The 24424-nt window shown below is 70.4% G+C and carries 24 protein-coding genes; 5 read left to right on the top strand and 19 right to left on the bottom strand.

Annotation, left to right across the window (positions count from 1 at the left end; genetic code table 11):
* Positions 1–11: 11 nt before the first annotated feature.
* The 16 genes from ispG to CG723_RS03720 form a co-directional block, all read right to left on the bottom strand.
* Positions 12–1178, bottom strand: a complete 1167-nt coding sequence (gene ispG, locus CG723_RS03790) for a flavodoxin-dependent (E)-4-hydroxy-3-methylbut-2-enyl-diphosphate synthase (RefSeq protein WP_100591700.1) — start codon at positions 1176–1178, stop codon at positions 12–14.
* A 7-nt stretch (positions 1179–1185) separates the two neighbouring features.
* Positions 1186–2208: an adenosyl-hopene transferase HpnH gene (hpnH, locus tag CG723_RS03785; RefSeq protein ID WP_100591699.1), complete on the bottom strand. Its 1023-nt coding sequence runs from the start codon at positions 2206–2208 to the stop codon at positions 1186–1188.
* Positions 2209–2213: 5 nt separating this feature from the next.
* Positions 2214–2873, bottom strand: coding sequence for a phosphorylase family protein (locus tag CG723_RS03780; protein WP_100591698.1), 660 nt, complete (start codon positions 2871–2873; stop codon positions 2214–2216).
* A complete protein-coding gene (gene shc / locus CG723_RS03775) occupies positions 2873–4882 on the bottom strand; it encodes a squalene--hopene cyclase (protein WP_100591697.1) in 2010 nt (669 codons plus the stop codon). The genes CG723_RS03780 and shc overlap by 1 nt, the downstream gene beginning before the upstream one ends.
* Positions 4883–4986: 104 nt before the next feature.
* Positions 4987–6117, bottom strand: a complete 1131-nt coding sequence (locus tag CG723_RS03770) for a polyprenyl synthetase family protein (protein ID WP_100591696.1) — start codon at positions 6115–6117, stop codon at positions 4987–4989.
* Positions 6114–7529 carry a hydroxysqualene dehydroxylase HpnE gene (hpnE, locus tag CG723_RS03765; protein WP_100591695.1) on the bottom strand — a complete coding sequence of 472 codons (1416 nt, stop codon included), beginning with the start codon at positions 7527–7529 and terminating at the stop codon, positions 6114–6116. Before hpnE ends, CG723_RS03770 begins: the two co-directional genes overlap by 4 nt.
* Entirely contained in the window at positions 7526–7675 is a 150-nt protein-coding gene (locus CG723_RS49105; RefSeq protein WP_351255455.1) for a DUF6380 family protein, read from the bottom strand. The genes hpnE and CG723_RS49105 overlap by 4 nt, the downstream gene beginning before the upstream one ends.
* Positions 7675–8625, bottom strand: coding sequence for a presqualene diphosphate synthase HpnD (gene hpnD, locus CG723_RS03760; RefSeq protein ID WP_100591694.1), 951 nt, complete (start codon positions 8623–8625; stop codon positions 7675–7677). The genes CG723_RS49105 and hpnD overlap by 1 nt, the downstream gene beginning before the upstream one ends.
* The gene (gene hpnC, locus CG723_RS03755; RefSeq protein WP_100591833.1) at positions 8622–9527 is read right to left on the bottom strand and encodes a squalene synthase HpnC; all 906 of its coding nucleotides are present in this window, start codon (positions 9525–9527) and stop codon (positions 8622–8624) included. The genes hpnD and hpnC overlap by 4 nt, the downstream gene beginning before the upstream one ends.
* Before the next feature lie 426 nt (positions 9528–9953).
* Positions 9954–10751 (bottom strand): ABC transporter ATP-binding protein, encoded by a 798-nt coding sequence (locus tag CG723_RS03750; protein WP_227298363.1) that lies wholly within the window; start codon positions 10749–10751, stop codon positions 9954–9956.
* Positions 10744–11673, bottom strand: coding sequence for an ABC transporter permease (locus CG723_RS03745; RefSeq protein WP_100591693.1), 930 nt, complete (start codon positions 11671–11673; stop codon positions 10744–10746). The genes CG723_RS03750 and CG723_RS03745 overlap by 8 nt, the downstream gene beginning before the upstream one ends.
* A 96-nt stretch (positions 11674–11769) precedes the next feature.
* Positions 11770–12642 carry a glycosyltransferase family 2 protein gene (locus CG723_RS03740; protein ID WP_383081764.1) on the bottom strand — a complete coding sequence of 291 codons (873 nt, stop codon included), beginning with the start codon at positions 12640–12642 and terminating at the stop codon, positions 11770–11772.
* 8 nt (positions 12643–12650) lie between these two features.
* Positions 12651–13430, bottom strand: coding sequence for a CDP-alcohol phosphatidyltransferase family protein (locus tag CG723_RS03735; protein ID WP_100591831.1), 780 nt, complete (start codon positions 13428–13430; stop codon positions 12651–12653).
* Positions 13408–14472 carry an iron-containing alcohol dehydrogenase family protein gene (locus CG723_RS03730; RefSeq protein ID WP_100591691.1) on the bottom strand — a complete coding sequence of 355 codons (1065 nt, stop codon included), beginning with the start codon at positions 14470–14472 and terminating at the stop codon, positions 13408–13410. Before CG723_RS03730 ends, CG723_RS03735 begins: the two co-directional genes overlap by 23 nt.
* Entirely contained in the window at positions 14460–15212 is a 753-nt protein-coding gene (locus CG723_RS03725) for a phosphocholine cytidylyltransferase family protein (RefSeq protein ID WP_100591690.1), read from the bottom strand. The genes CG723_RS03730 and CG723_RS03725 overlap by 13 nt, the downstream gene beginning before the upstream one ends.
* Positions 15209–17035 (bottom strand): DUF5941 domain-containing protein, encoded by a 1827-nt coding sequence (locus CG723_RS03720; RefSeq protein ID WP_100591689.1) that lies wholly within the window; start codon positions 17033–17035, stop codon positions 15209–15211. The genes CG723_RS03725 and CG723_RS03720 overlap by 4 nt, the downstream gene beginning before the upstream one ends.
* A gap of 282 nt (positions 17036–17317) precedes the next feature.
* Here CG723_RS03720 and galE point away from each other — a divergent pair, with 282 nt between their 5' ends.
* The 4 genes from galE to idi all read left to right on the top strand — a co-directional run bounded on the left by galE (position 17318) and on the right by idi (position 21560).
* Positions 17318–18301 (top strand): UDP-glucose 4-epimerase GalE, encoded by a 984-nt coding sequence (gene galE / locus CG723_RS03715; protein WP_100591688.1) that lies wholly within the window; start codon positions 17318–17320, stop codon positions 18299–18301.
* Between the two features lie 156 nt (positions 18302–18457).
* Complete coding sequence (locus tag CG723_RS03710; protein WP_100591687.1) at positions 18458–19390, top strand: cation diffusion facilitator family transporter; 933 nt, start codon at positions 18458–18460, stop codon at positions 19388–19390.
* A 207-nt stretch (positions 19391–19597) separates the two neighbouring features.
* Complete coding sequence (locus CG723_RS03705) at positions 19598–20851, top strand: bifunctional class I SAM-dependent methyltransferase/N-acetyltransferase (protein ID WP_100591686.1); 1254 nt, start codon at positions 19598–19600, stop codon at positions 20849–20851.
* A gap of 115 nt (positions 20852–20966) precedes the next feature.
* Positions 20967–21560, top strand: coding sequence for an isopentenyl-diphosphate Delta-isomerase (idi, locus tag CG723_RS03700; RefSeq protein ID WP_100591685.1), 594 nt, complete (start codon positions 20967–20969; stop codon positions 21558–21560).
* Between the two features lie 9 nt (positions 21561–21569).
* On the opposite strand, the gene CG723_RS03695 is transcribed toward idi, so the two are convergent.
* Together CG723_RS03695 and CG723_RS03690 are read right to left on the bottom strand one after the other, a co-directional pair.
* Positions 21570–22076 carry an ATP-binding protein gene (locus CG723_RS03695; RefSeq protein WP_100591830.1) on the bottom strand — a complete coding sequence of 169 codons (507 nt, stop codon included), beginning with the start codon at positions 22074–22076 and terminating at the stop codon, positions 21570–21572.
* Between the two features lie 174 nt (positions 22077–22250).
* A complete protein-coding gene (locus CG723_RS03690; RefSeq protein ID WP_100591684.1) occupies positions 22251–22883 on the bottom strand; it encodes an HdeD family acid-resistance protein in 633 nt (210 codons plus the stop codon).
* 65 nt (positions 22884–22948) lie between these two features.
* Between CG723_RS03690 and CG723_RS03685 the strand changes: the two genes are divergently transcribed.
* Positions 22949–23707, top strand: a complete 759-nt coding sequence (locus CG723_RS03685) for an enoyl-CoA hydratase/isomerase family protein (RefSeq protein ID WP_100591683.1) — start codon at positions 22949–22951, stop codon at positions 23705–23707.
* Positions 23708–23779: 72 nt separating this feature from the next.
* Here CG723_RS03685 and CG723_RS03680 read toward each other — a convergent pair whose 3' ends face one another.
* Positions 23780–24415, bottom strand: coding sequence for a DJ-1/PfpI family protein (locus CG723_RS03680; RefSeq protein WP_100591682.1), 636 nt, complete (start codon positions 24413–24415; stop codon positions 23780–23782).
* Between the last annotated feature and the right edge of the window lie 9 nt (positions 24416–24424).

Genomic DNA, 24424 nt, shown 5'->3' with positions numbered 1-24424 from the left:
TCCGGTTGTCCTCAGCTCACGGTGACGTCGGGAGCGCCCGAGGCCACCCCGGCGTCCGTCATCTGCTCGGCGATCTTCATCGCCTCTTCGATGAGGGTCTCGACGATCTTCGACTCGGGGACGGTCTTGATGACCTCGCCCTTGACGAAGATCTGGCCCTTGCCGTTGCCCGACGCGACGCCGAGATCCGCCTCGCGCGCCTCGCCGGGACCGTTCACCACACACCCCATGACGGCGACCCGAAGGGGCACCTCCATCCCGTCGAGGCCCGCGGAGACCTCGTCGGCCAGCTTGTAGACGTCGACCTGCGCCCGCCCGCACGACGGGCACGACACGATCTCCAGGCGCCGCTCGCGCAGCCCCAGCGACTCCAGGATCTGGATGCCGACCTTGATCTCCTCGACCGGCGGCGCGGACAGCGAGACGCGGATCGTGTCGCCGATCCCCTCACTCAGCAACGCGCCGAACGCGACGGCGGACTTGATGGTGCCCTGGAACGCCGGGCCCGCCTCGGTCACACCCAGATGCAGCGGATAGTCACTGGCAGCGGCGAGCTGCCGGTAGGCGTTCACCATCACCACGGGGTCGTTGTGCTTGACCGAGATCTTGATGTCGCTGAACCCGTGCTCCTCGAAGAGGGACGCCTCCCACAGCGCCGACTCGACGAGCGCCTCGGGCGTCGCCTTCCCGTACTTCTTCAGCAGCCGGGCGTCCAGGGAACCGGCGTTGACCCCGATGCGGATCGGGGTGCCGTGGTCCTTGGCCGCCTGCGCGATCTCCTTGACCTTGTCGTCGAACTGCTTGATGTTGCCCGGGTTCACCCGGACCGCCGCGCAGCCCGCCTCGATGGCGGCGAAGACGTACTTCGGCTGGAAGTGGATGTCCGCGATGACGGGGATCTGCGACTTCCTCGCGATGGTCGCGAGCGCATCCGCGTCGTCCTGCGTGGGGCACGCCACCCGCACGATCTGGCAGCCGGACGCCGTCAGTTCGGCGATCTGCTGCAGCGTGGCCCCGATGTCCGAGGTCCGTGTCGTCGTCATCGACTGCACGGACACCGGCGCTCCGCCCCCCACTGCCACCGGCCCGACGTGGATCTGCCGACTCGTTCTGCGGTCGGCGATCGGTCGGACCGGCAGCGAAGGGAGCCCCAGTGAGACGGGCTCTCCTGAGGTCATGTCCGTGTCACCCGCGGTTTCCGGAGACGGTCTCGCGGGCGGCGCGGATGGACTCCTTGAGCGAGCCCATCGTGGCGAGGACGGCTGTCGGCTCGTAGCCGCAGTGCGCCATGCAGTTGTTGCAGCGCTCGTCCTTGCCACGCCCGTAGGCGTCCCAGTCGGTCTTCTCGATGAGGTCCTTGTACGTGGTCACGTACCCGTCCGCCATCAGGTAGCAGGGCTTCTGCCAGCCGAAGAGCGAGTAGTTCGGGATCGCCCACGCCGTGCACGGGAAGTCGACCTTGCCCTCGAGGAAGTCGAGGAACAGCGGCGAGTGGTTGAGGCGCCAGCGGCGCCTGTTGCCGCCCGCGAAAGCCTTCTTGAAGAGCTCCCGGGTCTGCTCCACGCCCAGGAAGTGCTCCTGGTCGGGCGCCTTCTCGTAGGCGTAGGCGGGCGAGAGCATCATCTCGTCGACCTCGAGGTCGTCGTTGAGGTAGTTCAGGACCTCGATGATGTTCTGCGGGGTGTCCGTGTTGAAGAAGGTGGAGTTCGTGGTGACGCGGAAGCCTCGCTTCTTGGCCTCCTTGATCGCCTCCACCGCCTCGTCGAAGACGCCTTCCTTGGCGACGGACTCGTCGTGACGCTCGCGCATCCCGTCGATGTGCACCGTGAAGGCGAAGTACGGCGAGGGCGTGAACTTGTCCATCTTCTTGCGCATGAGCAGCGCGTTCGTGCAGAGGAAGACGTACTTCTTCTTCGCCACCAGTTGCCGGACGATCTCGTCGATGTGCGGGTGCATGAGCGGCTCGCCGCCGGCGATGGACACCATCGGCGCACCGGACTCCAGGACGGCGCCCACGGCCTGCGCCACGGGCATCCGCTGCTTGAGCACTCCGGCGGGATGCTGGATCTTTCCGCAGCCCTCGCACTTGAGGTTGCAGGCGTACAGCGGCTCCAGTTCGACAATGAGCGGGAACTTGTCGCGCTTGCGAACCTTCTGTTCAATGAGGTACGTCGCGACCTTGATGGACTGACGAAGCGGCATGGCCATCTGGCTCACCTCCGGGGGAGCAGCAAAGAACGGTGCCATTCGAAAAATGCGGGAAGCACGGCACGAAGAACGCGGAAAGCCGATATTCCACCGCGCACCGTGCTGATACGGACGAGTTCATGTTCTGGAGCGTCCACGACCACCCGTACGGCCGCAACCGGGCGCGGGCCCCGCGCGGCCGCCGTGCGCAGCGTGGCCGCCGACTCCATGTCCACGGCGATCGCGCCCGTGGCGAGCAGGTCGCCGCGCTCGTGACCGCGCACGACATGGTCGGAGCCGGTGAGCGGGCCGGTGTGCACGGTCCGTCCCGGTACCGCCCTGACCAGCTCCTTGACGAGGAGTTCCGTGCCGGTGCACGGCGTGGAGCCGTACGGGTCGCGGGTCTCCTCGGCGACGACCAGGTCGCCCGGGTGCATGCCGGGGGCGAGGCCGGCGCAGAAGCCGGTCGCGACGACGGCCGCGTCGTGCAGGGCGGGGTCCTCGAGGGCCTTGGCCACGGACCGCTCGGCCGCCCTGGGTCCCATGCCGGTGCGCAGCACGGTGACGTGGGCCGGTGCTCCGGTGCGGGCGCCGGTGCGCAGGGCGAAGTACTCGATGCCGAGCGCGCAGGCGACCAGCAGCGGGGCGGCGTCCGGCGGGCGCGGGGCCGCCGGTGATCCGGTCATCAGCTCCCCTTGCCCGTCAAGGCCGCCTGGTCGGCGAACGGCTCCCCGTGGACGTACCGGCCAAGTGCCGTGAGCGGGAAGACGTGGCGGTAGAGGTGGTAGTTGATCGAGAAGTCCCACGGGAAGCCGGTGCCGGTGAAGTACGGCTCGTCCCAGGTGCCGTCCTCCAACTGGGTCTCGGTCAGCCAGGCGACTCCTCGCTCGACGGCCTTGGAGTCCCGCTCTCCCGCCGACAGGAGCGCCATCAGCGCCCAGCCTGTCTGCGAGGCGGTCGAGACGCCGTGGCCCTTCCAGTCCTCGTAGCGGTAGGAGCGCAGGTCCTCGCCCCAGCCGCCGTCGTCGTTCTGGACGGATTCGAGCCAGGTGACGGCGCGGCGGACGGCGGGGTGCGAGGGGGGCAGCCCGGCGGCGGTCAGGGCGGGCAGCACCGATCCTGTCCCGTATACGTAGTTGACGCCCCAGCGGCCGAACCAGGCGCCGTTCGGTTCCTGTTCGGCGAGCAGCCACTCGATGCCGCGCCGGGTGCGCGGGTCGTGCGACATGCCCTCGACGGCGAGCATCTCCACCACGTGCCCGGTGACGTCCGCGGACGGGGGGTCGATGACCTCGCCGAAGTCGCAGAACGGAAGCCGGTTCGGGAACGGGCTGGTGTTGTCGACGTCGAAGGCGGCCCAGGCGCCGTTCTTCGACTGCATGCCGAGGTTCCAGCGCACCCCCCGCTCGATGGCCTTCTCCATGCGCGTCCGGTCCGGGTGCCGGACGCGGCGCAGCGCGAGGACGACCTCGGCGGTGTCGTCGATGTCGGGGTAGTTGTCGTTGTGGAACTCGAACGCCCAGCCGCCGGAGGCAAGTTGGGGCCTGCGGACGGACCAGTCACCGGGCCGGTCGATCTGCTCCCGGAGCATCCAGTCGGCGGCCTTGACGAGCCGGGGGTGGTCGGCGGGCAGGCCGGCGTCGGCGAGGGCGATGACGGCGAGACAGGTGTCCCACACGGGCGACTGGCAGGCCTCGATCATCCGGGCCCCGTCCTCGCGCCACACGGCGAACCGGTCGAGGGACTCCAACCCCGCCTTCATCACGGGGTGTTCGAGGTCATAGCCGACCAGGTGGAGGGCGATGACGGAGTACACCGCCGGGGGCTGGATGCCGCCCCAGCAGCCGTCGTTCTCCTGGCGCTCGATGATCCAGCGGGCGGCCGAGTTCATGGCCGCCTTGCGCAGCCTGCGCGGCGCGACCTTGCGGTACAGGTGCATCGCCTTGTCGAGCCGCTCGAAGGCGCCGTCCCAACTCGCCACGGGGGCAAGGGGCTTGGCCGGGTTGGGGTTCCGCGCGTCGGTGTGGAGCTCGTCGAGCCGGAAGGGCGCGGGCCGTACCGGGCGCTTCGCGGAGACGACCGTGAGCGGCACGATGGTCTGGCGGGCCCAGCAGCCGAAGTCGTAGATGTTGAGCGGCATCCACTTCGGGAAGTAGATGAGTTCCGGGGGCAGTTCGGGCAGGTCGTCCCACTTCCACCAGCCGAACAGGGCCAGCCAGATGCGGGTGAAGACGCGGCTCGCGGCGATCCCGCCCCGCTCCCGGATCCAGGCGGAGGCCTTCGCCATGTGCGGCTCGTCGGGGGCGTCCCCGGCCAGGCGCAGGGCCACGTACGCCTCGATGGTGGTGGAGAGTTCGCCCGGGCCGCCGTGGAAAGTGGCCCAGGTGCCGTCGTCGCGCTGTTCACCGCGGATGAAGAGCCCGGCGGCGCGGGTGGTCGCCTCGTCCCCGATCCCGAGGAACTGGCGCAGCAGCAGGTCCTCGGCGTCCATCGTGACGTTCGTGTCGAGGTCCCCCTTCCACCACCCCTGTGCGTCCTGCCGGGCGAGCAGGAAGTCCGTGGCGCGCTGGACGGAACGGGTGGCGGCGTCGTGCGTCCCGGCCGCCCCGGGGCTCGTGTCGGTCAAATGGGCAGTGGTGGCCGAGGTCGCGCCGGGAGCGGCTGCTCCGCTGCTTCCGTCGGTCGTCGCTGTCATGGCTTCCCCTTCGTGCAGTGCTCGATCTCTGCTGGGTCCGCCGTCGGCCGATGCCCTGGATGGACACCGGCCGGCGACTGCGAGTCATATGCGGCCGATAGTGATCATCTCTTTCGTACGACGACGAAGTCCGCGAGCGCGACGAACTGCGCCCGCACCTGATCCTGCATCTGGACGGAGTCCAGGGCCTCGATGGCGACGGCGTACTGCCGGCGCGCCTCCTCGGCGGTCCAGTCGCGGCCGCCGGCCTCCTCGATGAGGGCGGCGCGGGCCGCGAACTCCTCCTCGGAGAAGGTGTCGAAGTCGCTGCTCTTGGCGTCGGCGGCGAGGAGTTCACCGAGCCGCTCGGACGCGGGGCCGCCCGCGGCGAGCGCGGCGACGACGGGCAGTGACTTCTTGCGCTGGCGCAGATCGCTCCAGGTCTGCTTGCCGGTGGCCTCCGGGTCGCCCCAGATGCCGAGCAGGTCGTCGACGGCCTGGAAGGCGAGACCGAGGTGGTAGCCGTACTTCTCCAGCTGGTCCGCGGTCCGGTCGTCGGCGCCGCCGAGCACGGCGCCGATGGAGGAGGCGCAGGCCAGCAGGGCGCCGGTCTTGTTGCCCTCCATCTCCAGGCACTCCTCGACGGTGACCCGCTCGCGGTGCTCGTAGCTGATGTCCTGCGCCTGCCCGTCGATGAGGGCGCGCGAGGCGGAGGTCAGGCGGCGCGTGGCACGGCCGGCCTCGACGGTGCCGAGTTCGAGGAGCACCTCGTTGGCGAGGGCGAAGAGGGCGTCGCCGACGAGGATGGCCTGCGCCGGGCCGTGCACCTTCCAGACTGTGTCCCGGTGGCGGCGCTGTTCGTCGCCGTCCATCAGGTCGTCGTGCAGGAGCGAGAAGTTGTGCACCAGCTCGACGGCGACCGCGCCGGGCACGCCCACCTCGGGTGCCGCGCCCGGGACCTGGGCGGACAGCACGGCGAGCGCGGGGCGTACGGCCTTGCCGCCGTCGCCCTCGGACGGATTGCCCTGCGCGTCGATCCAGCCGAAGTGATAGGCGGCGACGGTGTCCATCGGGTGTGCGAGGCGGTCGACGGCGGCCCGCAGCACCGGGGTGGCCAGGGTCCGGCCGCGCTCGAGCAGCGCGGTCACGTCCACCGCGTCGGCAGCCGGTTCGGCCGAGGGCACAGCGGGCACAGGGTCTCCTTTTGTTGCGTCGCCGGGGGCCGGATGGTCCGCCCCCTGGAGATCGAGCTTCATGCCGCCTCCCGGAACAGATGACCGCGTGGGCGGTCGAGTGCGGCGAGAGCGGCATCGGCGGCGCTGACACCGCTGCGTACCGCGCTTTCCATGGTCGCGGGCCACCCGGTGGCGGTCCACGCGCCGGCCAGATACAGGCCGGGGGCGTTGGTGCGGGCCGTGGGCCGCAGCGCGCCGACGCCGGGGGCCGGCGCGAAGGTCGCCGTGCGCTCCCGGGTGACGAAGAAGTCGAGTACCTTCGCGCCCCGCGCGGCGGGCAGCAGCCGCTCGAACTCGGGCAGGTAGCGCTCGCGGAGCACGGCGACGGGCTCGTCGATCTCGTCCTGCGCGGCGGACTGGGACACGGCGAGGTACTGCCCCTCGGTGAGTCCGGAGGCTTCCGTGCGGTCGAAGACCCACTGCACGGGCGAGCCGAGCGCAGTGAAGAAGGGCCGCTTGAGGACCTTGCGGTCGTAGACGACGTGCAGGTTGAGGATCGGCGCGGTCCCGATGGCGAGCAGCCGCTCGGCGTCGTCGAGCGCGCCGTCGGGCAGCAGGTCGTACGTCTCGCGCTGGGGCACGGCGAGGACGACGGTGTCCGCCGTGATCCGCTCCCCGGGAACCTCCACGCTCCAACGTCCGTTCTCGGTACGGGAGATGGAGGTGACGCGGGTACGGAGTTCGGTGCGTACGCCCGCGGAGTCGAGCGCCTTGCGGGCGAGAGTGTCGTGGAGTTCACCGAGGGGGACGCGCGCCCAGCCGATGTCGGCCGCGCCCGGTTCGGACAGCAGCCCCGTCTTGAACACCATGGCGGCGAGCCCGAGCGAGGACTCGCCGGCGACGGCGTTCAGGGTGGCGACGCCCACCAGGTCCCAGAGGGCCTCGATGGCGCGCCGCGACTGGCCGTGCTCGGCCAGCCAGCTGCCGAAGTCCCGTTCGTCCAGGGCCGGATCGCCCAGGTCGAGCCCCTTGAGGGCCAGCGCGGCACGCCCTACGTTGGCGCGCTCGGCGAGCGAGAGATGCGGATACGTGGCCAGGCTCGCGGCGAGATGCAACGGCACGGGCAGCGCGGTGCGGCGCAGTCTGCCGAGCCGGTTCCTGTCGGCGTCGAGTACGGGTACGTCGAGACGTTCCTGCAGGGGCGACAGGGCCGTGCCGTCGATGCGGTCGAGGAACCAGCGGTAGGCGGTGCAGCAGCGCAGGTACACATGCTGGCCGTTGTCGATGGTGAGGTCACCGCGCTTGAAGGAGAACGCGAGGCCGCCCAGTCTCGGGCGTCCTTCGAGCAGGGTGACGTCGAGGCCCGCGTCGGCGAGCGCGAGGGCGGCCGTGGAGCCGGCGAGACCTCCGCCGACCACGACCGCGGTCTGCCGTCCGGTGCCGCCGGCGGTGTTCGCGCCCGGCCCGTCGGGCCGCATGTTCCCGTCGCTCATGGGCCCTCCCCTTCGGCCGTTCCGTCAGTGTGCGCGCGATGGTTGAAAGACGCACGGCAGGCCGCTGAAGTCATGGACGCCGCGTCGGCGTGGAGGGTTGCCCGCCGTTTCCCGTCGGTGCGGACCGCTCTGTCGGACACGCTCATCAGACACGCCTCCTGAGGGACTGCCGGGAGACGCTGCGGGCGTCGAGTCCGGACAGGCCGCGCACGGCGACGTAGGCCTTCTCGCGCCCGGGGAGCGAGACGCGGCCGCGCAGGACGGCCTCGGGCTCGCGTTCGATGCGGTCGAGCAGGCGCCGGTAGATGCCGGCCATGGCGGCGACACAGGCGCCGCTGCGCCGGTCGAGGAGCGGAAGCAGCCGGTATCCCTCGGCGAACAGGGCGCGGGCGCGGCGCACCTCGAAGTGCACGAGGCCCGCGAAGTCCGAGCCCGCCGGGGGCGTCGGGGCGTCGAAGCCGGCCGAGCAGCCGAACTTGGCGAGGTCGTCGGCCGGCAGGTAGGTGCGGCCGTCCGCCGCGTCCTCCCGCACGTCGCGCAGGATGTTCGTGAGCTGGAGCGCGAGCCCGAGCGTGTCCGCGTACTCGGAGGCGCGCTCGGCGCCGCGCGCGCCCGGCTCGGTGCCGAAGATGCCGAGCGAGACCCGGCCGATGGCGCCGGCGACGCAGCGGCAGTAGACCTTGAGATCGTCCCAGGTCTCGTACGTCTCGCCGCGCAGGTCCATCAGGACACCGTCGATGAGCTCGTCGAGGCCGCCGAGCGGGATCGGGAACCGGTGCGCGGCATGCGCGAGGGCCACGCCCACCGGGTCGGTGTCGTCCTCCGCCACATCGCCGTCACGGACCCGGGCGAGCAGTGCCCGGGTCTCGTCGAGCCGGTCGGCCTTGACGTCCGGCGGCAGCCCTCCGTCGCCGATGTCGTCGACACGGCGTGAGAACGCGTACACCGCCGACATGGCCCGCCGCTTGGCCGTCGGCAGCAGCCTGATGCCGTAGGCGAAGTTGCGTGCCTGCTGTCCGGTCACGGTCTCGCAGTAGCTGTATGCGGCGAGCACCGCTGCCGACACGTGCTGGTCTGACTCCACGGTCCGGCTCACCCCTCTCCTCGCAGAGTCGCTCCCACCTCACGCAGCAACCGGAGCTTGGTGGGCTTGGGCGGTCCAGGAAGTACGTCGTACGAAACGGCGGCGATCGCGGTGACCGCCGCCTTCCCTCCTGCCACGAACCCGGCAAGCAGCAGCTTCAGCCTGCCGTGGACGCTACCCACGAGGGGGGTGCCTTCATTCAGGAGACCGAGGGCGCGTTCGGCCTCGAACGCGACCAGGGCGCGCACCGATGCGCCCGCCGTGGGTGCGGCGAGATCGGACTCCTGGACGTGGAACTGTTTCATGTCTTCGGCGGGCAGATAGATCCGCCCCTGCCGTAGGTCCTCGCCGACGTCCTGAAGGTGTTCGACGATCTGCAGGCCGGTGCACACGGAATCCGAGAGGCGGATGCGCTCGGGGGTCGCCGTTCCGGTGATCGCGAGCACGAGGCGGCCGACCGGGTTGGCGGAGAGCTCGCAGTAGGCCAGCAGGTCGTCGTACGTCTCGTAGCGCGTGACCAGCTGGTCCTGGCGGTTGGCCTGGATGAGGCCGAGGAAGGGTTCGGGGGTGAGGCCGCGGCGGTGCACGGTGGGCTGCAGGGCGCGCAGGAGGGGGTGACGGGGGGTGGAATCGAACACCCGGTGAAGGTCAGCTTCGAAGGCGTCGAGCAAAGCCAGTCGGTCGTCATCGGCCCGTTCGGGTGACACGCCCAGGAGGCGGGCGTCGGCGCCGCCGGGAGCGAGGTCGCCGTCACCGATGTCGTCGACGAGGCGGGCGAAGCCGTAGACCGCCATGAGGTCGTCGCGCCAGTCCCGGGGCAGGAAGAAAGGGGCCACCGGAAAATTCTCGTCGGCGGCCTTGTCGAGTGTCGCCCCGGCCGGGGACCCGGCGGGCGCCCCCGATGATCCCGTCACCACGCGCTGCCCGGTACTAGGACGGCGAGAGCATCGTGGAGCTGGAGAGTTTCCATAGCCATTGCCGTCACATCTCCCGTTCTACACTGCTGACCCAAAACATCCCATTTCGGACACGCCGCCCAGTCTTACGCGCGGCAGACCGACCCCCGAGTCAGGGTGTCGCGCATTATCGCCCCTTTGCCGCGAATCGGCACCGGTACAGCTTACGTTGTACAACCGGCCCTGCCCCGACGGGGTTTCCCGCAGATCACAACAACACACCGATCGGCCCCAAGATTCCCTGCACGCAAGGAAGTTGACCTCCACTTGACCTCAGCGGGAATTAATTGCCATCTACATACATGCCGAGGCCCCGCCGAAGATATCCCGGCGGGGCCTTGGACGCGAAAACGGGTGCGAAGGGTTGCCCGGGGGGCGCCCGGACTACTTGCCCGTGAACTTCTCGTACTCCTTGAGTACCTCAGCTGTCGGTCCGTCCATACGCAGCTCGCCGCGCTCCAGCCAGAGCACACGGTCGCAGGTGTCGCGGATCGACTTGTTGTTGTGACTGACGAGGAAGACCGTGCCGGCCTCCTTGCGCAGCTCCCGGATGCGGGCCTCGGAGCGCTTCTGGAACTTGCGGTCACCCGTGGCCAGGGCCTCGTCGATCATGAGGACGTCGTGGTCCTTCGCGGCCGCGATGGAGAAGCGCAGCCGCGCCGCCATACCGGAGGAGTAGGTGCGCATCGGGAGCGTGATGAAGTCGCCCTTCTCGTTGATGCCCGAGAAGTCGACGATCTCCTGGTAGCGCTCCCGGATCTGCTCGCGGGACATACCCATCGCGAGCCCGCCGAGTATGACGTTCCGCTCGCCCGTCAGGTCGTTCATGAGCGCCGCGTTCACACCGAGGAGCGAGGGCTGGCCGTCCGTGAAGACCTTGCCCTTCTCCGCCGGCAGGAGCCCGGCGATGGCACGCAGCAGGGTCGACTTGCCGGACCCGTTCGAGCCGATCAGGCCGATGGCCTCGCCGCGGTACGCGGTGAAGGTGACGCCCTTGACGGCGTGCACCTTGCGGACGCCGCGCTCCTCGCCGCGCTTGACGATGCGGCTCAACGCGGAGGTCGCGCTGCCCTTGCCCGTCTTGGCGCCGTTGACGCGGTACACGATGTGCAGCCCGTCCGCGATGACGGTCGGGATGTGTCCCTTGCCTGCGTTCTTGCCCAGGATGTCTTCGTCAGCCACGGCCGTACCGCTCCTCGGACTTCCAGAAGTAGACGAAGCCGCCGGCGGCGACCAGTACCGACCAGCCGGCTGCGACCGCCCACACGTGCGGCGGCAGGTTCCCCGAGTCGTATCCGTCGATGAGCGCGAAGCGCATCAGGTCCATGTAGATGGCGGCGGGGTTCCACTGCAGGATGTCGGCGACCCACGCGGGCTTGTCGGCCAGCATGATCGGGATGGAGAACATCACGCCGGACGCGTACATCCATGTACGCATCACGAACGGCATGAGCTGTGCCAGGTCCGGGGTCTTCGAGCCCAGCCTCGCCATGATCAGCGCGAGTCCGGTGTTGAAGAGGAACTGGAGCGCGAGCACCGGGATGATCAGCAGCCAGGACAGACCCGGGTAGCTGCCGAAGCCGATCGCGACGACGAACAGGACGATCATCGAGAACAGCAGCTGCTGGAGCTGCTGGAGCGCGAACGAGATCGGCAGCGAGGCCCGTGGGAAGTGCAGAGCGCGCACCAGGCCCAGATTGCCCGAGATCGCCCGCACGCCCGCCATCACCGAGCTCTGCGTGAAGGTGAAGACGAAGACGCCCGTGACCAGGAACGGGATGTACACGTCCATCGACATGCCCCGGCTGGCGTGCAGGATGAGGCCGAAGATGAGGTAGTACACGGCCGCGTTCAGGAGCGGCGTCGCCACCTGCCAGAGCTGGCCGAGCTTGGCCTGACTGTACTGGGCGGTGAGCTTCGCCTGTGAGAAGGCGAGGATGAAGTGACGCCGGCCCCACAGCTGGCTGACGTACTCGAACAGGCCGGGCCTGGCGCCACTGACGGTCAGACCGTACTTGGCGGCCAGGTCGGCCGGGGAGAGCCCCTCATCGGGCGACGGACGCGCGGTCACCGCGACACCGCCGTCATGCGTTGTCTCACTCACTAGTGGAAACTTTCGTCTTCAAAGTGCGCAGCCGGTCGGGCATAGGCATGAGCCAGGGACCGGGGTACGGGCCGAATGCTCTCAGACACGAGCTTGTCAGATAATGGGAGGTCGGCCCAGTCGGGTCAGGCGCCACACCGTACGCCACTTCATGGGACGCCTGGGGCCGCACGGGCTCGTCCAGCCTTCCTTGAACCCGCCGAACCAGGCCTTCAGCGCAGGTCCGGAGGGTCGGCGGGCGAGCGTGAGGAGCAGCCAGACGCCGAGGTAGACGGGGACGATGAGCGCGGGCAGATTGCGGCGCGCGAGCCAGACCCGGTTCCTGGCGACCATGCGGTGGTAGACCGCGTGCCGGGAGGGGGCCGTTGTCGGGTGGTGCAGCACCATGTCCGCGCGGTAGTCGATCATCCAGCCCGCGTCGAGGGCACGCCAGGCGAGGTCGGTCTCCTCGTGGGCGTAGAAGAACTCGTCGGGCAGGCCGCCGACCTCCGCGATCACGCGGGTGCGCACCGCGTTGGCGCCGCCGAGGAACGTGGTGACGCGCGAGGAGCGCATCGGGTCGGCGGCGCGCAGGCGCGGGACGTGGCGGCGCTGGGTGACGCCGGTCTCCGGGTCGGCGATCCGGAAGCTGACGATGCCCAGCTTCGGGTCGGACTCGAAGGCCTCGCGGCACAGCTGAGCGGTGTCCGTCTTCGGCAGCAGGCCGTCGTCGTCGAGGAAGAGCAGCACGTCCACGTCGGAGCCCGAGGGCCCGAAGGCCTCGATCCCGACGTTGCGGCCGCCCGGGATGCCGAGGTTCTCGGGCAGTTCGACGGTGCGCACACCGGCGGGGACGTCCGGGACCGGGGAGCCGTTGCCGACCACGACCACGTCGACCCGGTCGCCGTCCTGCTTGGCGACGGAGTCGAGGAGGGCGCGCAGCTCCTCGGGGCGGTTGCCCATGGTGATGATCACCGCGCCGACCTTCATCGCCGTACTCACTTGAGCCTGCTCGACGCCAGGATGGACACCAGGTGCAGCACGGTCTGGAGCAGCGCGATGCCGGCCAGGACCGCGACACCCAGGCGCGTGAAGAACAGGTCGCCCCGGATCTGGTCGACGATCGCGAGGACCAGGATCAGCAGCGATGCCTCGATGCCGAGGATGAGGCGGTGGAACTTCAGCGCGGACGCCGCCTTGCGGGCAAGCGCCATGCCGGAGGCCTTGATCTCGGAGGCGGACTCCTTGACCTGCTCCCGGCCGTTCTGTGCGCGGGCCACGCCGACCAGGTCCGTCTCGGCCTTGATCAGGATGGCGCCGAGCGCGGCGAGCGTGCCGAGGAAGGCCCACAGCCAGTCGATCCGGCCGGAACCCCACAGGTCGGCGGCGCGCAGACCGAAGCCGACGAGGACCGCGGCGTCGGTCAGGTACGCACCGACGCGGTCCATCCAGACGCCGGCGAGCGAGTACTGCTTGCGCCACCGGGCGATCTCGCCGTCGACGCAGTCGAGCAGCAGGTACAGCTGGACCGCGACGACGCCGAGGACGGCGCCCCAGATGCCCGGGATCAGCAGCGCGGGGGCCGCGAGGACGCCGCAGACGGTCATCAGGTAGGTCAGCTGGTTAGGGGTGACCTTGGTGTTCACGAGGTGGCGGTCCACACGCAGCGAGATCTCGCGCATGTAGAGCCGCCCGCCCCAGTGCTCGCCGCTCCGCCGGTCCTTCACCCCCGCGGGGTGAACGACCGGGCGGAGCTCAGCTACCGATGGCTTTTGCATAGTCGGCGTAGGCGTCCCTGATCTGGTCGGTGGACAGATTGAGGTGCTCGAGGATCGTGTACCGGCCCGGACGGGTCTGCGGCGCGAACTCCACGACCTGGACGAACTCGTCCACGGTGAAGCCGATCTCCTCGGGGGTCACGGGCAGGCCGTGCCTGCGCAGGACCTCGACCATGTAAAGCGACTCCTCGCGCGCTCCACGGAGGAACATCGCGAAGGCCGCGCCCAGGCCGCACTGCTCGCCGTGGCTCGCGGCGCGCTTGGGGAAGAGGAGGTCGAAGGCGTGGTTGATCTCGTGGCAGGCGCCGGAGGCCGGACGGGAGTCGCCCGACACCGACATCGCGATACCGGTGAGGACCAGGCCCTCGGCCAGGACCTGGAGGAACGCGTCGTCCCCCACGCCGCCGGGATGGCGCAGCACGGCCTCGCCGGCCTGGCGCGCCATGGCGGCGGCCAGGCCGTCGATGTCCTCGCCGCGCTCGCGCGCGGCAAGCTCCCAGTCCGCGATCGCGGAGATGTTGGACAGGGCGTCGCCGATGCCGGAGCGCACGAAGCGGACCGGGGCCTCACGGATGATGTCGAGGTCGATGACCACGGCGATCGGGTTCGGCACACCGTACGAGCCGCGGCCCGCGTCGTTGTCGAGCGTCGCGACCGGCGAGCACAGACCGTCGTGCGACAGGTTCGTCGCGACGGCGACCAGCGGCAGGCCGACGCGCGCCGCGGCGAACTTGGCGCAGTCGATGATCTTGCCGCCGCCGAGGCCCACGACCGCGTCGTAGCGGCCCTTCTTGATGGCATCGGCGAGCTTGATCGCGTCGTCCAGCGTCCCGCCGCCGACCTCGAACCACTCCGCACGGGGCAGCTGCGGCTCGAGGCGCTTGCGCAGGACGGCGCCCGAGCCACCGCTGATCGCGATGGCCAGGCGTCCGGTGGACGAAGAGATCCGCTGGTCGGCGAGAACGGTCGCCAGGTCGTCGATCGCCCCCGCCCGGATGTCGACGACAACCGGCGAGGGGATGAGCCTCGTCAGTACTGGCACGCGATCTCACGTCCCTTGGCGAGGTCGTCGTGGTTGTCGATCTCGACCCACTTCACCTCGCCGATCGGGGCGACGTCGATCCTGAAGCCACGGTTCACGAGCTCCTGGTAACCGTGCTCGTAGAACTGCTGCGGGTCCGTCTCGAAGACGGTCTTGAGCGCGTCGGCGAGCTCGTCGGCCGCCTCGCCCTCGATGAGCGTGACGCCGATGTACTCACCGGTCGCCTCGGCCGGGTCCATCAGCTTGGTGATCTTCGTCATGCCGCCCTCGGGGCCGACGACGACCTTCATCTCCTCGTCGGCGAGGGACTTCACCGTGTCGAGGGCGAGGATGATCTTCTTGCCGTCGCCGCGGGCGGCGAGCAGCGTCTTCTCGACGGAGACCGGGTGCACGGTGTCGCCGTTGGCGAGGATCACCGAGTGCTTGATCGCGTCACGACCGCACCACAGGGAGTAGGCGTTGTTCCACTCCTCGGCCTTGTCGTTGTCGATCAGAGTGATCTTGACGCCGTACTTCTGCTCGAGCGCCTCGCGACGCTCGTAGACGGCCTCCTTGCGGTACCCGACGATGATCGCGACCTCGGTCAGACCGATCTCGGCGAAGTTGCCGAGCGTCAGGTCCAGAACCGTGAGGCTCTCCTCGTCACCCTCGGGGCCGACCGGCACCAAGGCCTTGGGCAGGGTGTCGGTGTAGGGACGCAGACGCCGTCCGGCGCCGGCAGCCAGCACGAGGCCGATCATGCGGGTTCTCCTTCATCGTGTACGGCGGGTGCGCCGCGCCTGTGGGCGGTCACCCAGTAGCGGATGCTCTCGACGAGCACCACCAGTGCCACAGCCACGGCGCAAACCGTGAGCGCGACAGTGAAATCTGTGTTGGTGAGCAGTGCGGCGATCACCGTGACCACCAGCGTCCTGCCCTCGTGCCCGCCGATCGCCCGGACCAGCCAGCGCGGGGGCGCGCCGGTGCCGCCGCGGATGCGGTACACGGTGTCGTAGTGATGGTAGGCGACCGCGGCCACCAGTCCGAAAGCCGCCGGCAACGCTCCGTTTACGTCCGCTTTCGCTGCGATCAGCAGGATCGTGCCGTATTCGGCGGCGCGGAAGACGGGCGGGACCAGCCAGTCGAGGGGGCCCTTGAGGGGGCGAGAGACGGCCGCGGCGGAGGTCAGCGCGTAGACGGCGGCGCCGAGGACGGGCCACCAGCTGCCGTAGTCCGACAGCGCTGTGGCGAGTACGAGGACCAGGGCGCCGAGCGCGGCGACGGCCGGGGCCGTGTGACGAGGCACACCGCGCACCGCGCGCTGGAGGAGTTCGCTCAGCGGGCCGCTGTCGGAGAGCTCCGCGAGGGCCTGCGCGGCCCGGTCCGTGCGGGTGGCCCGGCGGGTCAGCGAGCGCAGGACGCGGCCGGCCGTGGTGTACGCCGCCGCGAGGGCGCAGCCGATCAGCAGGACGATGAACGTGACCCGCGGCGTCGTCAGCGCGGTGAGTACCGCGATCAGGGCCCAGCGTTCGCCGATCGGCAGAACTATCATCCGGCGCACCCAGACCGTCCACCCGACGCTGTCGAGCTTGTCCGAGAGGGCCGCGGTGGGGCTGGTGTTCGCCGTCGCGTCGTGGTTCGCCTCGTTGAAGGAGAAGTCCACGACATGGCGGCAGGTCTGCAGGACCATCGCGCCGAGCGCGAGCGCCCACACGTCGTCACCGCCGCGGGCCGCGCCGAGCGCGAGGCCCGCGTAGTAGGCGTACTCCTTGGCCCGGTCGAAGGTCGCGTCGAGCCAGGCGCCGAGCGTCGAGTACTGCAGGGAGTAGCGGGCGAGCTGCCCGTCCGTGCAGTCCAGGACGAAGGAGAAGAGGAGCAGCAGTCCCGCGGCGACGAAGCCGGGACGGGTGCCGGTGGCCGCGCAGCCCGCCGCGATCAAAGCGGTGACCAGCGAGGCCGTCGTCACCTGGTTCGGGGTGAGACCGCGCCGGGCGCACCAGCGGGCGATGTAGCGGGAGTACGGGCTGATGCAGTAGGTCGTGAAGAAGCCGTCGCGCGCCTTGACCGCCGTACGCAGCCGGATCGCCTCGTCGTCGACGGCGGCGACCGCCTGGCGGGCCTCGTTGCGGGCCTGCGGGTCGGCGGGCACGGCGGCGACGAGCTCACCGAGCTCGGGCCGGTGCACGTCGGTGCCGTACGCCGCTGCCAGGCGCTCGGCGACGCGGTCGGCGAGCACACCGGCCAGGGTGCCGGCCCGCGTGCCGAAGTCAGCCGCGGACGGCCCTTCGGCGGTGTCACGCAGGGCGTCGGTCAGCGCCTCGCGGGCCGCGGGCTGTACGGAGACGGCTCCGGGGACGGCCGAGGCGGCGAAGCGGGGGTCGGTGAGGCCGAGGCGCAGGGCGTGGGTGTGGCCCACGAAGCCCGCGTCGACGAGCGCGACCCGCTGTCCTGCCGGGACCGCGGCGAGCGCCGTCCCTGCCTGTGCGGCGTCCGGGGCGAGCCGCACGTCGAAGCCGAGCGCCCGCAGCTCGCCCTCGAGCGACGACCCGGGTACCGGCTGACCGGTGACGATGGCGGTCGACAGACGAACTCACTCCTTGGATTGCCTGCACGCCGGCGCAGCGGGCACAGGCGTGATGGGGGCGCCCCGGGCCTGGTGCGGCCGGGCGGCACGTCGGCAGAGGCTATCGGATGATGAGAAGCGGACGTTCACCGCCCGTTCATGGCCCGATAAGAGCGGTCTGCGTGTGCGCGACGCCCCGTCATCATTGTCGATCAAGGCCCCGCCCCACAAACTGCTGCTCGTACGAGTGCTCGTACGAGGGCCCGGGAGGGCACATAGGGACACGCCCTAGGGTGGTCGACCATGACATGGCTGATCACAGGTGGAGCGGGTTATATCGGGGCACATGTGGCGCGGGCGATGGCCGCCGCCGGGGAGGACGTGGTCGTCCTCGACGACGTCTCGACCGGGGTGTCCGAACGGCTGCCGTCGGACATCGAGCTGGTCAGGGGCTCGGCCCTGGACCCCGAGCTGGTGAAGCGGGTGTGCGCGGAGCACTCCGTGACCGGTGTGGTGCATCTCGCGGCCCGCAAACAGGTCGGCGAGTCCGTGGAGCGGCCCGAGCTCTACTACCGCGACAACGTGGGTGGCCTGGCGGTGCTTCTGGACGCGGTCGCCGAGGCCGGCGTGCGGCGCTTCGTGTTCTCCTCGTCCGCTGCCGTGTACGGCAACCCGGATGTGGACCTCATCACGGAGTCCACCCCCTGCGCGCCGATGAGCCCCTACGGCGAGACGAAGCTGGCGGGCGAGTGGCTGGTGCGCGCGGCCGGCCGGGCGCACGGCATGGCGACCGTGTGCCTGCGCTACTTCAACGTGGCGGGCGCCGCAGCCCCCGAGCTCGCGGACACCGGCATCTTCAATGTGATCCCGATGATCTTCGACCGGCTGAGCCGCGGCGAGGCCCCCCGGATCTTCGGTGACGACTACGGCACGCCGGACGGCACCTGTGTACGTGACTATCTGCACGTCGCCGATCTCGCCGAGGCCCATCTCGCGGCCGCGCGGCGGCTGACCGCGCCGGGCGCGACGGGCGACCTGACGGTGAACATCGGCTCCGGCGAGGGCGTCTCCGTGCGCGAACTGGTCGGCCTGATCTCCGAGGTCAGCGGCGACCCGCGGGCGGCAGTGGTCGAGCCGCGCCGCGCGGGCGACTCCCCGCGTGCGGTGGCCTCCGCGGAACTCGCGGCGAAGGAACTCGGCTGGGTGGCGAGCCGTGGGGTGCGCGAGATGGTCGAGTCGGCGTGGGCGGGCTGGCGGCTGCGGCATCCGGAGAGCACCGCCAACTGACCCGGGCGACGCCCTGACCTGCGGCCATTTCCGCAGGTCAGGGCACATGACAACGGTGTTCAGTGCAGTGTTTGCAGATACCCCCTACCCGTAGTTCACTGTGATCGCGGGGGCGGCCGGCCAGGCGCGCCGACGAGCGGACGGAGGGCGGTTTCCATGGGGGCCGGACACGATCACGGGCACAGCCACGCGCCCACGGGCACGGTCTCGGCCGCGCATCTGGGCCGGCTGCGCATCGCGCTCGGCATCACGCTCACCGTGATGGTGGTCGAGATCGTCGGCGGACTCCTCGCCGACTCGCTCGCCCTGGTCGCGGACGCCGCCCATATGGCGACCGACGCGCTCGGCCTCGGTATGGCGCTGCTCGCCATCCACTTCGCCAACCGCCCCGCGAGTGAACAGCGCACGTTCGGCTTCGCCCGCGCCGAGATCCTGGCCGCGCTCGCCAACTGCCTGCTGCTGCTCGGCGTCGGCGGCTATGTGCTGGTCGAGGCGATCCAGCGGTTCCTGGAGCCGGCCGAGACCGAGGGCGGGCTGACGATCGTCTTCGGCGTGATCGGTCTCGTCGCGAACATGATCTCGCTGTCGATCCTGGTGCGCGGCCAGAAGGAGAGCCTCAACGTGCGCGGCGCCTTCCTCGAGGTGGCTGCCGACGCACTGGGCTCGGTCGCCGTGATCATCTCGGCGACGATCATCCTGGCCACCGGCTGGCAGGCCGCGGACCCGATCGCGTCGATCGCGATCGGTCTCATGATCGTCCCGCGGACCGTGAAGCTGCTGCGGGAGACGCTGAACGTGCTGCTCGAAGCGGCGCCGAAGGGCGTCGACATGGCGGAGGTGCGGGCCCACATCACGGAGCTCCCCGGCGTCCTGGACATCCACGACCTGCACGCCTGGACGATCACGTCGGGCATGCCCGTCCTGTCCGCACACGTGGTCGTGAGCTCGGAGGCCCTCAACGCCATCGGCCACGAGAAGATGCTGCACGAGCTCCAGGGCTGCCTCGGCGTCCACTTCGACGTCGAGCACTGCACGTTCCAGCTGGAGCCGGTCGGTCACGCGGAGCACGAGGCGAAGCTCTGCCACTGACCGCCCGCTCTCTAGGGCCAGGCATGGACGCTGCGTGCTAGGTTGGCCATGAATCTTGAGGAGGTGGGTTGATGACTGTCGTCGCGGTGAGCGCTGCCCCGCGCAGCGACAGGTGCATCCCCATCTTCCGGGCCCACGCCTGACCCTTCCCGCTCACGCAGCAGGAGTGCGCGTCGACGGGGCCCTCTCACCCAAGGGTTCAAACCGTTGACCGACAACGTCGTACGTGACGCCTTCTTCGCCCTGCACCACGGACTTCCCCGGCAGGGCCCCGGCTCCGACTCCACCACCCTGCGGCTCCTCTCCTTCGTGGGGCCGCTGCCCGAGCGCCCGCGCGTGCTCGACCTCGGCTGCGGCCCCGGCCGCTCCGCGCTGCTCCTGGCCGCCGAGACCGGCGGTGAGGTCACCGCGGTCGACCTCCACGAGCCGTTCCTCGACGAGCTGCGCGCGGCCGCGAAGGCGCGGGGCCTCGCCGACCGAATCCACCCCGTCAACGCCGACATGGACGAACTCCCCTATCAGGATGCTTCGTTCGATCTGATCTGGGCCGAGAGCTCGGCGTACTCCATCGGCTTCGACAACGCGCTGCGGCGGTGGAAGCGGCTGCTCGCCCCGGGCGGCTCGCTCGTGCTCACCGAGTGCGAGTGGACCGCCGCCGACCCGTCCACCGAGGCGCGGGCCTTCTGGGAGCCGCAGTACGCACTGCGGACGGGCGAGGAGAACGTCCGGGCCTGCACCAGCGCCGGGTACTCCGTGCTCGGCGTCCACCGGCAGCCCGAGTCCGACTGGGACGAGTACTACGGCCCGCTCGCCGAGCGCGCCGACGCCACGGACCCGCAGGCACCCGGCATGGCCGAGGCCCTCGCGGGCGCCCGCGCCGAGCTGGCGATGCGGCGCGACCACGGCGGGGACTACGGCTACACCGGCTACGCGCTGCGCCCCGCGGCGTCGTGGCCCACGCGGCCGGAGTCGGCCGCCGACATCGCGGCCGTCCACGCCGTGAACGCCGCCGCCTTCCCGACGGAGGCGGAGGCCGACCTGGTGGACGCCCTCCGGGCGGACACCGACGCGTGGCTGCCCGGCCTCTCGTACGTCGCCGAGGCGCCGGACGGCACCGTGGCGGCGCACGCGCTGATCACCCGCTGCCTGGTCGGCGGCGCGCCCGCGGCGGCCCTGGCACCCGTCGCGGTACTTCCGCGATACCAGCGCCGGGGCGCCGGTTCGGCCGTCGTCCGCGCGGTGCTGGACGCGGCACGCGCGCGTGGGGAGCGCCTCGTCCTCGTACTCGGACACCCGGCGTACTACCCGAAATTCGGCTTCACCCCGGCCTCCGGGTACGGCATCCGGCCCGGATTCGAGGCGCCGGACGAGGCGATGATGGCGCTCGTCCTGGGCGCGGCGGACGGTTCCTGGCAGGTGCCGCAGGGCACGATCACCTACCCGGCCCCTTTCGGCGTCTGAGCCTGTGCGTGTCCCGCCCGGACCTCCAGGCGGGACATGCGGGCGCTGCCAAGTGCCGGGACAGTCTGCCCGGTACGGCAGACTTGGGGTTCGAGGACCGAAGCGAAGGATGGGTATGCCGACCACACCTGCGACCGCGGCGAACAGTTCGTCGAACGGCACCGGAGAAGCGATCTTGCTGGAACTCGTGGACGAGGACGGCAGGACGATCGGCACGGCGGAGAAGCTCTCCGCGCATCAGGCGCCCGGACAGCTGCACAGAGCGTTCTCCGTGTTCCTCTTCGACGAACAGGGCCGGCTGCTGCTCCAGCAGCGCGCGCTCGGCAAGTACCACTCCCCCGGCGTGTGGTCGAACACGTGCTGCGGGCACCCGTATCCGGGCGAGGCGCCGTTCGCCGCGGCCGCCCGCAGGACGTTCGAGGAGCTGGGGGTCTCGCCCTCGCTGCTCGCGGAGGCGGGGACGGTGCGCTACAACCACCCGGACCCGGACTCGGGCCTGGTGGAGCAGGAGTTCAACCACCTGTTCGTGGGGATGGTCCAGGCGCCGCTGCGGCCGGACCCCTCCGAGGTGGGCGAGACCGTGTACGTGACGGCGGAGGAGCTGGCCGTGCGGCACGCCCAGGGGCCGTTCTCGGCGTGGTTCATGACCGTGCTGGACGCGGCGCGGCCGGCGATCCGGGAGCTGACGGGGCCGTCCGCCGGCTGGTGAGTCCGCCGCTCAGGCGTCGGCGGGCTTGAGGGGCAGGGCGGCCCAGATCACCTTGCCCCCGCTCGCCGTGTGCTCGACGTCGCACACCCCGCCCGCCTCGCGGGTGACCTCGCGTACGAGGAGGAGGCCGCGCCCGCCCGTCTGCCCGTCGGTGGCCTCCAGGGCGGTCGGGCGGTAGGGGTGTTCGTCCTCCACGGAGACGCGCACCCACTCGGCGCCGACGGCGACCTCCACCGCCAGGACGGGTGACAGCAGGGCCGCGTGCCGCACGGCGTTGGTGACCAGCTCGGAGACGATGAGCAGCAGTCCCTGAACGAGGTCGTCGGAGGCGGGTACGCCCTGACGGACCAGCAGGTCACGGACGGCGTGCCGGGCCTGCGGCACGGAAGCGTCGACGGCCTGCGCCGTGAAGCGCCAGACCCCCTCGTAGGGCAGCGGACTTCCCGGTTGCTGGTCGGGGGGCACTCCCCCAGTGTCTTGAGGACTCGGGCGGGACCCCCACCCCTGGTCGCTCATCGTCCGGTCGCCGCCCTTGCGCTCGATTGTCACCACACATCGAGTGTTGGGAATCCACTGGTCCGTACCGAATGACTGACCAGAAGTCAGCGAGTATCGACGTAATTTGACCGTTGGCGTATGACAGCGTCAGGTGTGCGACTGATCCTGCCGTTCTAGTGCCCTCTTCCATGGCTATTCAGGTTGTACGTGTTTGGACTCGTCATCGGCCGTCATGAGCCCCACGACGCGTCGGCCGCCGAGACCGGTGGCGAGCAGGCCCAGGCCGTCGAAGAGCAGCGCGAGCGAGAAGAAGCAACCGATGACGTAGCGGCTGCTGCTCGGCCAGTTGCCGAGGACGAGGACGCCGAGCAGGATGCCGAAGGCGCCCTGCACGAGCGTCCAGCCGAACTGGGGTCCACGCACCACGAGCCCGCCGACCAGCCGGAACACACCACCGGTGAGGAACAGCAGCGCCGCGAACATGGTGAGCGCCTCGGCCGTGCCCTCCGGGTGATGGATCACCACGACGCCCGCCGCGAGGTTGAGCGCGGCGACGACTACGCCCAGCCAGAAGAAATTGGTGCCCCTCGACTGGATGGCGTGCAGGAGGCCGACGACACCGCCGATGAGCAGCAGCCAGCCGAAGAGGAGCATCGACGTCAGCGTGGCGACACCGGTGTAGACGAGGCCCACGAGTCCGGCGATCACGAGGACGCCGCCGAGCCCGGCGATCCAGCCGAATCCGCGCCGCAGCTTCTTCGAGCCCGTCGCCGGATCAGCCCCTTCCTGGTGGGACCGTGCGTCTCTGTGGTGCGACCGTGCCATGAGGCCTCCTCGCCGGTCACCCCTTCTTGATCGTACGTTCGAGGCATGCGGATAGCATCCGGCGCATGTCGCACACACCGCCGCAGCTCACGCACTCGGTCACGGACGGCATCGCCACCGTCGTCATCGACCACGCCGCCAAACGGAACGCCATGACGGACGGCATGTGGCGCTCGCTGCCGCCGCTGCTCGCTTCCCTCGACGCCGATCCTGCGGTGCGGGTGCTCGTGCTGACCGGGGCCGGCGGGACGTTCTGCGCGGGCGCCGACATCTCCACGCTCGGCGGCTCGGGGTCGCGGGCGCAGGAGCTCGCGGTCGCGGCCGAGGAGGCGCTCGCGGCCTTCGCCAAGCCGACGCTGGCCGCCGTGCGCGGGTACTGCGTGGGCGGCGGCTGCCAGCTGGCGGCGGCCTGTGACCTGCGGTTCGCGGCCGAGGACGCGCTGTTCGGGGTCACGCCGTCGAAGCTGGGGATCGTGTACCCGGCGGGCTCGACGCGCCGCCTCGCCTCTCTGGTGGGCCCCGCGACCGCCAAGTACCTGTTGTTCTCGGGCGAGTTGATCGGAACGGAGCGCGCCCTGCGGACCGGGCTCGTGGACGAGGTGCTCGCCGGGGACGAACTGGACAAGCGGGTCGGCGAGTTCGCTCGGATTCTCGGTGAGCGCTCGCAGCTGACGCAGGCCGCGGCGAAGGATTTCGCCGACGGCCGCGTGGAGCGGGCCGCGCACTGGGCCGAGCAGGCGCGCGGGAGCGGCGACGCCGCGGAGGGCGTCGCCGCGTTCATGGAGCGCAGGAAGCCGCGCTTCACATGGACCACGTCCGGATGAAACGGGTCGCCTCGACCGCGTCAGGATGAAACGGCTGTCCCGGCCTACGCACGGCGGAGGCGGCTCTCTGCACTACGCCTGGAGAAAGCGGCTCTCCGCGCGGAACTTCTCCACGAGGTGCGCGGGCGCCTTCTCGGGCGAACCCGCGTCGTACGGCGGCTGCGGGTCGTACTCGGTGAGCAGCTGTACGGCCTGCGCGTGCTCGTCGCCCGCGATCGTGCCGACGAGGGTCAGGCCCATGTCGATGCCGGAGGAAACCCCGGCGGCAGTGACGTACTTGCCGTCGACGACGACCCGTTCGCCCGTCGGCTCGACGCCGAACGTCTTCAGGGCGTCGAGCGCCAGCCAGTGCGACGTCGCGCGCCGGCCGTCCAGCAGACCGGCGGCGGCGAGGAGCAGCGACCCCGTGCACACGGAGGTCGTCCAGGTGCTGGTGGCGTCGACGGCACGCAGCCAGTCGAGCAGGACCTCGTTCTCCATCTGCGCGCTCTGGCCCGGCCCGCCGGGGACGATGACGATGTCCGGGTCGGTCAGCTCCGAGAGCGTCTTGTCGGCAGTGAGGGCGAGCCGTCCGGTGTCCGACCGCACGGGCCCGGTCCGCTCGGCGACGAAGGTGAGTTCCGCGTCGGGGAGCCTGCCGAGCGTCTCGTAGGGGCCGACGGCGTCGAGCGCGGTGAAGCGGTCGAAAAGGACGATGGCGATCTTCATCGGATGCCT

The sequence above is a fragment of the Streptomyces sp. CB01635 genome, from assembly GCF_002803065.1.
Lineage (GTDB): Bacteria > Actinomycetota > Actinomycetes > Streptomycetales > Streptomycetaceae > Streptomyces.
The sequence above is the reverse complement of the archived record's forward strand: the minus strand, read 5'-3'. Positions and strand labels throughout refer to the sequence as shown.

Coding starts and splice junctions, on each gene's coding strand:
- ispG (WP_100591700.1), bottom strand. CDS start 1,178: ATGACCTCAGGAGAGCCCGTCTCACTGGGGCTCCCTTCGCTGCCGGTC.
- hpnH (WP_100591699.1), bottom strand. CDS start 2,208: ATGGCCATGCCGCTTCGTCAGTCCATCAAGGTCGCGACGTACCTCATT.
- CG723_RS03780 (WP_100591698.1), bottom strand. CDS start 2,873: ATGACCGGATCACCGGCGGCCCCGCGCCCGCCGGACGCCGCCCCGCTG.
- shc (WP_100591697.1), bottom strand. CDS start 4,882: ATGACAGCGACGACCGACGGAAGCAGCGGAGCAGCCGCTCCCGGCGCG.
- CG723_RS03770 (WP_100591696.1), bottom strand. CDS start 6,117: ATGAAGCTCGATCTCCAGGGGGCGGACCATCCGGCCCCCGGCGACGCA.
- hpnE (WP_100591695.1), bottom strand. CDS start 7,529: ATGAGCGACGGGAACATGCGGCCCGACGGGCCGGGCGCGAACACCGCC.
- CG723_RS49105 (WP_351255455.1), bottom strand. CDS start 7,675: ATGAGCGTGTCCGACAGAGCGGTCCGCACCGACGGGAAACGGCGGGCA.
- CG723_RS03740 (WP_383081764.1), bottom strand. CDS start 12,642: ATGAAGGTCGGCGCGGTGATCATCACCATGGGCAACCGCCCCGAGGAG.
- CG723_RS03735 (WP_100591831.1), bottom strand. CDS start 13,430: ATGCAAAAGCCATCGGTAGCTGAGCTCCGCCCGGTCGTTCACCCCGCG.
- CG723_RS03725 (WP_100591690.1), bottom strand. CDS start 15,212: ATGATCGGCCTCGTGCTGGCTGCCGGCGCCGGACGGCGTCTGCGTCCC.
- galE (WP_100591688.1), top strand. CDS start 17,318: ATGACATGGCTGATCACAGGTGGAGCGGGTTATATCGGGGCACATGTG.
- CG723_RS03710 (WP_100591687.1), top strand. CDS start 18,458: ATGGGGGCCGGACACGATCACGGGCACAGCCACGCGCCCACGGGCACG.
- idi (WP_100591685.1), top strand. CDS start 20,967: ATGCCGACCACACCTGCGACCGCGGCGAACAGTTCGTCGAACGGCACC.
- CG723_RS03695 (WP_100591830.1), bottom strand. CDS start 22,076: ATGAGCGACCAGGGGTGGGGGTCCCGCCCGAGTCCTCAAGACACTGGG.
- CG723_RS03690 (WP_100591684.1), bottom strand. CDS start 22,883: ATGGCACGGTCGCACCACAGAGACGCACGGTCCCACCAGGAAGGGGCT.
- CG723_RS03685 (WP_100591683.1), top strand. CDS start 22,949: ATGTCGCACACACCGCCGCAGCTCACGCACTCGGTCACGGACGGCATC.
- CG723_RS03680 (WP_100591682.1), bottom strand. CDS start 24,415: ATGAAGATCGCCATCGTCCTTTTCGACCGCTTCACCGCGCTCGACGCC.